At 43.1% G+C, this 7,026-nt stretch carries 9 protein-coding genes; all 9 read right to left on the minus strand.

Annotated features, from left to right (window positions below):
- Nucleotides 1-161: 161 nt before the first annotated feature.
- Nucleotides 162-1,286 (minus strand): flagellar biosynthesis protein FlhB, encoded by a 1,125-nt coding sequence (gene flhB / locus NWQ57_RS19720; protein ID WP_306023897.1) that lies wholly within the window; start codon nucleotides 1,284-1,286, stop codon nucleotides 162-164.
- A 12-nt stretch (nucleotides 1,287-1,298) separates the two neighbouring features.
- Complete coding sequence (gene fliR, locus NWQ57_RS19725; RefSeq protein ID WP_306023898.1) at nucleotides 1,299-2,078, minus strand: flagellar biosynthetic protein FliR; 780 nt, start codon at nucleotides 2,076-2,078, stop codon at nucleotides 1,299-1,301.
- A 6-nt stretch (nucleotides 2,079-2,084) separates the two neighbouring features.
- On the minus strand, nucleotides 2,085-2,354 hold the full coding sequence (gene fliQ, locus NWQ57_RS19730; protein ID WP_306023899.1) for a flagellar biosynthesis protein FliQ: 270 nt from the start codon (nucleotides 2,352-2,354) through the stop codon (nucleotides 2,085-2,087).
- A 4-nt stretch (nucleotides 2,355-2,358) separates the two neighbouring features.
- Nucleotides 2,359-3,090: a flagellar type III secretion system pore protein FliP gene (fliP, locus tag NWQ57_RS19735; RefSeq protein ID WP_372340952.1), complete on the minus strand. Its 732-nt coding sequence runs from the start codon at nucleotides 3,088-3,090 to the stop codon at nucleotides 2,359-2,361.
- A gap of 13 nt (nucleotides 3,091-3,103) precedes the next feature.
- Complete coding sequence (fliO, locus tag NWQ57_RS19740; RefSeq protein WP_306023901.1) at nucleotides 3,104-3,604, minus strand: flagellar biosynthetic protein FliO; 501 nt, start codon at nucleotides 3,602-3,604, stop codon at nucleotides 3,104-3,106.
- The gene (fliN, locus tag NWQ57_RS19745) at nucleotides 3,564-3,959 is read right to left on the minus strand and encodes a flagellar motor switch protein FliN (protein ID WP_306023902.1); all 396 of its coding nucleotides are present in this window, start codon (nucleotides 3,957-3,959) and stop codon (nucleotides 3,564-3,566) included. Before fliN ends, fliO begins: the two co-directional genes overlap by 41 nt.
- An 18-nt stretch (nucleotides 3,960-3,977) precedes the next feature.
- The gene (gene fliM, locus NWQ57_RS19750; RefSeq protein WP_306023903.1) at nucleotides 3,978-5,036 is read right to left on the minus strand and encodes a flagellar motor switch protein FliM; all 1,059 of its coding nucleotides are present in this window, start codon (nucleotides 5,034-5,036) and stop codon (nucleotides 3,978-3,980) included.
- Nucleotides 5,037-5,062: 26 nt separating this feature from the next.
- Nucleotides 5,063-5,587 (minus strand): flagellar basal body-associated protein FliL, encoded by a 525-nt coding sequence (gene fliL, locus NWQ57_RS19755; RefSeq protein ID WP_306023905.1) that lies wholly within the window; start codon nucleotides 5,585-5,587, stop codon nucleotides 5,063-5,065.
- Nucleotides 5,588-5,670: 83 nt separating this feature from the next.
- Nucleotides 5,671-7,026: flagellar hook-length control protein FliK (locus NWQ57_RS19760; RefSeq protein WP_306023906.1), on the minus strand; the 1,356-nt coding region annotated here is incomplete at its 5' end.

Raw genomic sequence — 7,026 nt, forward strand, 5'->3', positions numbered from 1 at the left:
GTTTGACACTTGATGGCGATTGATAGTCTCACTGCAACTAGTAAGCCAATTTGAAGGTGAGATACGTTACTTGCTGACTTAATAAACAATACCCTCGAATTTTCTGCTCAAGAGCGAGGGGCTTGAGTTGGTTCGTTTTTCGACACAGCCTTTGTGCCTGTTTACCTTCTGAGCTCAGCTGGGATAGGCAAATCTTTACGAAGTGGTTTAGGCCGTTTACCCTTGCCTTTTTTATAGGCTTTTAACTGATAAACATAAGCAAGTACTTGTGCTACTGCCATAAATAATTTGTCAGGAATGGGCTGTTCAGCTTCAGTTGAGTAGTAGATTGCTCGGGCTAACATGGGGGACTCGATAATGGGAACTTCATGGGCATTAGCAATTTTTCGGATATGCATAGCTAATTCATCCACCCCTTTGGCAACCACAACAGGCGCTTTAGTTCCATTCTGATCATATTTTAACGCGATAGAATAATGTGTTGGGTTTGTCACAACCACATCAGCATGAGGAACTTCTTGCATCATGCGTCTGGCAGCAGACTGATATTGTAATCGTCTTATCCGACTTTTTACTTGTGGATCACCATCAGAATTTTTACGTTCGTCTTTCACTTCCTGTTTAGACATTTTCATTTCTTTATTGTGCTTCCATGCTTGATAAGGCACATCAAAAATAGCAATTGGGATCAACGCACAACACATGATCAAAAAGCTCCACTGAACCATGTCCATGGCATGAAATAAATTCATCGGGTAAAGCTCCATGTCAATATGCAGGGCTTCGTCATGAAAAAACATCATGGCGGCATAAGCCATAGCGGCAACAATAAAAAATTTTGCTAAGGCCTTGAGCAGTTCCACCAAACCATTCATTCCAAACATGCGTTTGAGACCAGCCAAAGGGTTAATTTTACTGGCTTTTGGCGATGCCGACTGCCAAGTAAAGTTGTATCCGCCAAGGGCAATGCTGCCATAAATACCCGCAGCGGCGACTACAAACATAAATAACAATACCGGAGATGCGATGGTTTCAATGGCTTGTCCCCAAGCCTGAAACATATGGTTATAGTCATAGGTTTCATCTCGAGACAAGGTAAACGTGCGCTGAGTAATGTTAAACATTGCTTCAGCGATACTTGAACTCATTAGCATAAGACAAGCAGCACTGCCGACCAAGACTAGGGCAGTAGAAAGCTCCTTTGAACGAGCTATCTGTCCCTTTTTTCGCGAGTCATCGACCTTTTTACCCGTGGGGTCTTCGGTTTTATCACTCTCATCAGCCATCGCTTACCCCCTTTACTGGCACACTTGCAGCAGTTGACACATCAACAACTGAGCGCGGTCCCACAGCACTTCAAAGTGGTGGGTTAAATTGTCTAAGGTCAACCAAATAATGAATAAACCCATGATCTGAGCAATAGAAAAACCAAGACTGAATACGTTAAGCTGCGGTGCAGCTTTAGTCATTATGCCAAAGGCTAAATTAACGATTAGCAGCGAGATAATAGGTGCTAAAGAAATAGTTATCGCTGAAATAAACATCCAGCTTGCCCAGTGGGCGATTTCGCGAAATTGCTCGCCGGTCAACCAGGCTTCACCTATGGGTAAGGCCTCAAAACTCAGTACAATCATCCGGATCATGGCCAAATGACCATCTAAGGCCCAAAAAATTAAGGTGGCCAGAATAAGATAAAATTGACCAACGGCAGGTACGTTTATGCCATTCACGGGGTCAACCATCGACGCAAAACCTAGACCGGTTTGTAAGGCCACGATTTGCCCGGCTAAAACAAAGGTATTGAGCACCATATTTGATATAAACCCGATCGCAATACCAATAATGAGCTGTTGAATAACCAGTAGAAACGTTCCCACTGAAAAGAGTTCACCGATGGAAATAGGGGGAACTAAAGGCATCACCAACATAGTTAAAAATAAGGTCAACAACGCTTTAGTCATGGTCGGTACTGACTTAGCACTAAGCCCAACCATTGCAGCAAACATGCCTGATATGCGCATAAACGGCAGCAACAAATCCGTCAGGTACTGCATGATGGTGCCAGATGCGACTTCCATAAGAGCTTAACCCACTACCTCAGGGATGCGTTCAACCATAGTAAAGGTAAAATCCATTAATTTTTGCACTAACCAATGTCCCCCCCAACTCAGCGCGAGCAAAGTCACGATTAAGCGAGGTAAAAAACTCATGGTTTGTTCGTTAATGGATGTTGCAGCTTGGAAAACTGCGACAATCAAGCCCACAAATAAACTGGGTAGGATGATGGCAGATACCAATAAAATAACCATCTGCAGCGCTTCTTTTAAAATCTCGACAAAGACCTCAGGACTCATCTTATTACCCCATTCCGAAACTGTTAGCTAAACTGCCAAATATCAAATTCCAACCGTCGACCAAAACAAACAACATTAACTTAAAAGGCAATGAAACAATCATCGGCGATAACATCATCATACCCATCGCCATCAATATCGAGGCAACCACCAAGTCGAGAATAAGGAAGGGAATAAACAACATAAAACCAATTTGAAACGCGGTTTTTAATTCACTGGTTACAAAGGCAGGGATCAAAACATTCATGGGTACATCTTGTGGATCTTGAAACTGCCCTTCCATTCCTCCTATTTGCACGAAAGTCTCTAAATCTTTTACCCGTGTTTGGGCCAACATAAAGGCTCGCAAAGGCTGCTTACCCAGTTCATAAGCCTCAAGAGAGGTAATTTCTTCATTCAGGTATGGCTGCAGCGCTGTTTCATTAATCTTTTCAAAAACCGGCGCCATAATAAACATCGACAAAAACAAGCTGACGCCAATGAGTATTTGGTTTGATGGTGCCTGCTGTAGACCGATGGCTTGACGCAATATTGACAATACAATAATGATACGAGTAAACGAGGTCATCATCATGACAAAGGCAGGTAATAGACTTAAAGACGTCATTATCGCCAGAACTTGCAAGGTCATGGTATAGTCTTGTCCACCAGTGGCGTTATCAGTCACGGTCAATGCGGGAATACCCGGCCCTGCAAATACAGACGTGCTGCACAGGGATAACAGCAAGACCAGCATGAACCAACTTAGTTTATTCATCATTACGCCCTTTTGTTGACACTTTATCTTGCTGCTGGCTGGGATTTATTTTGCCTGCCATAAACATAGCTAACTTGTCTTTGAAGTTATCGCCAGCGAGGGGCTTAGATTCAGCTAATGGCTGAGATAACTTGGCTAAATGATTAATATTGTGCGCGGTAACGCCAATAAGATGTTGCTCGTCGCCTACTTCAATCACCATCACACGCTCACGAGTTCCAGCCATCATTGACGCAACAACTTTTAACTGAGATGAACCCGCGTGAGTGACATTAAACCGACGCATCAGAAAGGCCAGCATAAAAACAACTGCGATAACCAAGAGTAAAGAGAGGAAAATTGACACTACTGAAGTAGAATTTGATAGTGATTGAGGCTCACTTTGGGCACTAAAAGAAAGTAAAAATAAAGGGCTTAGTGCAATCCAAGCCCATGAATTTAAAGGTAATTTACTACCTGAGTTTTTTGATTCTTTCCAATTGACTAATAACATCTGTTAGGCGAATACCGAATTTATCGTTAACTACTACTACTTCTCCATGAGCAATCAACGTGCCATTTACTAAAACATCTAATGGCTCTCCAGCAACCCGCTCTAATTCAACAACTGAACCTTGGTTAAGCTGTAATAAATTACGAATACTGATGTTACTTCTACCGACCTCCATCGATATCGTAACCGGGATATCTAAAATCGTATCCAGTTTGCGCTTTTCGGCAGGGGTAATCTCGCGATCTTCATCGAATTCATCAAACTCAGCCACACGAGGAATACCATCTTTTGCTTCTTCATCAGCTTGTTCGGCCATGGCCGCTGCCCAATCGTCTAACTCGTCATCACCACTCATAAAATCTACTCCTATTGATTACAAATCTAATTCAAGGGTTTGTAATTCAGCATCGCTATCTATTCTGCGACCGCCTTTGGTTAATAATTGCAATTCCGACTTAACAGAGGTCGGACGCGGAATTTTGTCAGTAATCTTCAACGCTACATATTCTCTTGAACGGCCTAGTTTCGCTCTGAACGTCGGTAAGTCTTCGATTAACACGGTAATATGCTCAGGCATCTCAATCGGTATAATGTCACCCGGTTTAAATTCCATGATTTCTCTTAAAGACAACTCAACATCTAACATGTGAGTTGAAAGCTCTACTTTGACATCCATGATTTCATCACGTAGGGCTTTACTCCATCTAAGATCAGTGTCCTCCTTATCACTTTGCACACCGGCATCAAGTAGCTCACGGATAGGCTCAAGCATCGAATATGGCAAGGAAACATGGAAGTCACCACCGCCACCGTCAAGCTCAATATGAAAAGAGCTAATAACCACCACTTCTGTAGGGTTGACAATGTTTGCCATGGCCGGGTTAACTTCAGAATCTAAATATTCAAAAGACACATCCATCACCGGAGCCCATGCTTCTTTGTAATCTTCAAAAATTAATTTTAATAACATTTGAATAATACGCCGCTCAGTGGGAGTGAATTCACGACCTTCTATCTTGGCGTGATAACGGCCATCACCACCAAAAAAGTTATCAACTAAAATGAATACTAAACGCGCTTCCATGGTGATAAGTCCAGTACCTTTTAAAGGTCTAAAGCGCACCATGTTTAAACTTGTTGGCACAAACAATGTGTGAATATATTCACCAAACTTAATCATCTGGATGCCGTTAATGGAGACTTCTGCAGAGCGTCGCATCATATTGAACAAACTTACCCGCATATGCCTTGCAAAACGTTCGTTTACTATCTCCAAGGTGGGCATGCGCCCACGCACTATCCTGTCCTGTGAAGAAAAGTCGTATTCTAGTAGTGAGCCGTCAGAATCACGTCCACTGGTATCTTCTTCTTCAACATCGTCAACACCGTGTAATAAGGCGTCAATTTCGTCTTGGGATAATAAATCACTCAATGTAGTTCTCTCTTGCTAACTAATTGCTATTGCATGACGAAACCCGTGAACAACACTTCTTCCACGAGTTGCTTGCCGGTGATTTCCTGCATCTTTTTCTGTACTTCTTTTAGTGCGCTATCGCGAATCGCTATTTTCCCCGCTTCGGTCACTAAATCATCAGCATTGGCGGTACTAAACACTCTCAATAATGCACCTTCGATAGATGGAATATGCATTTTAATTTGTTCTTCGTTGTCATAACCTCGCAGCATTAACTGCACTTTTATCTCAACCAAACGATCCCGGGTGGAACCAGGCACATTGAAAACAAATGGTCGTGGCATCGCAACATAAAGTGCCGATCCTGTTTGCGATGGCGCACTGGCAGTCGCTTCCTCTGTACTTTCAGCTTCACCTTCGACCACTTCAGTGGTAACTTCTTGTGAATCACCCAGTAAAAAATAAGCAGCAGCACCGCCTCCGGCAAGTAAAACAACAGCTGCAATAATAATGATTATCAGCTTTTTTTTCTTACCGCCCTCTTCCATTTTTAATTCTTCTTCAGCCATCGCTTTCTCAAGATCTGTAACATGTAGCGTTATTATCTACCTGCCAATTAAAATCACAAGTAAATAGCCAATAAAATAAAGGATTAAACGAAGTAGTCTATGCCTCCAGAAACCTGACTCTGATTAACGTTAGGTCGTGACATAAGCGCTGCATCATCGGTTAAACCATCATTAGCGGCTAACCCCTGATCAGCCTTCGTCTGCTGCTGCGACTGGCCTTGATTATCTTGTTTAGCTTGGCTTTCTTGGCGCACTGATGATTGCCCCAGTTCAATACCCTTATCAGCCAACATTTCCCTTAGTCTCGGGGTAGCGCTTTCAAGGGCATCTCGGGTTTGCTGTGACTGCACCACAAAATTAACTGAAGCGGAATCTGATGAGAGCGATACTTTCACCTGCATCGAACCTAACTCAGCCGGATCTAAACGGATTTCTGCTATCAGATTGTTGGTATTCACCATCCAGCGCACTTTTTCTGCAAGCTGCTGATGTGCTTCAGGTTTAGCCAAGTTAATGGCCTTATCCAGTTTGCTTTCAAATTGACTCGCGCTATGCACTTTTATCTGTTCAGATTGCGTCAATAACTTGTCGAAACTGACGTCAACTGCCGCTAACGCCTGCTGACGTTGCGCACTTTCATCAAGCTGGCTAGCCAAGCTAAGAGCTTGGCTAAGTCCCAATAAAGACTGTTCAATACTTTTAGCCGCGTTAGCTGATAATTCGCTATCACCGGATTGAGATATTGCTTGGCTCACCAGTGCGTTCAGATCAATACCAGGCTGGCGGCCGTCGGCTAGTTGTTGTTTAAACTCGCTGACACCAGCCTTTAAAGCAGCCAAAATATCTTTGCTATTGGTATTAGGCAGCGCAGCGTCACTACTCGCTTTACCAAGGTCTAAATTTGCTCCTTTGGCTTTTACTTCATCGGCTAAAATAGCGGCCACTCGCTGGGCAATATTCACCAATGCTTCATCAATTTTTTCAGTAGGTAGAGCTAATAAAGCTTTAAGGTCAGAATCGCTAGTAAGCTTATTTGACTGGCTTTTTTCTGCTCCCGTCGCTACCGGCAGGGTAAGGTCTATTTTTTCGCTCGTTTTAGGTGCGGTTTTATCACCTGTCTCTGAATTACCGGCTTCTCTAACTACTAACATAACGAATTCATCAAACACATTGGACTCTTGCCTAACCATTGCTGAAACGGGCGATTGCTGTGGTTTTGCTGCTAACTCGTTCAATGGGAAGTCGATTTGTGATTTGATTTCACCTTTTACACCACGCGCCTTATCATTTTGTGTGAATTTAGTTAGCAACTGACTCAGAGCATCAAGTTCAGTCTGAGGAAGCTCACTCGCAAGCGTGTCCTTTTGCTGACTTACATCTTGACTCATAGCCGCTAGCTTTGACTGCACAAGCGATAGCAACTCGGGGCTTATGACATT

Origin of the sequence: Paraglaciecola sp., assembly GCF_030730205.1 — a bacterium.
Lineage (GTDB): Bacteria > Pseudomonadota > Gammaproteobacteria > Enterobacterales > Alteromonadaceae > Paraglaciecola.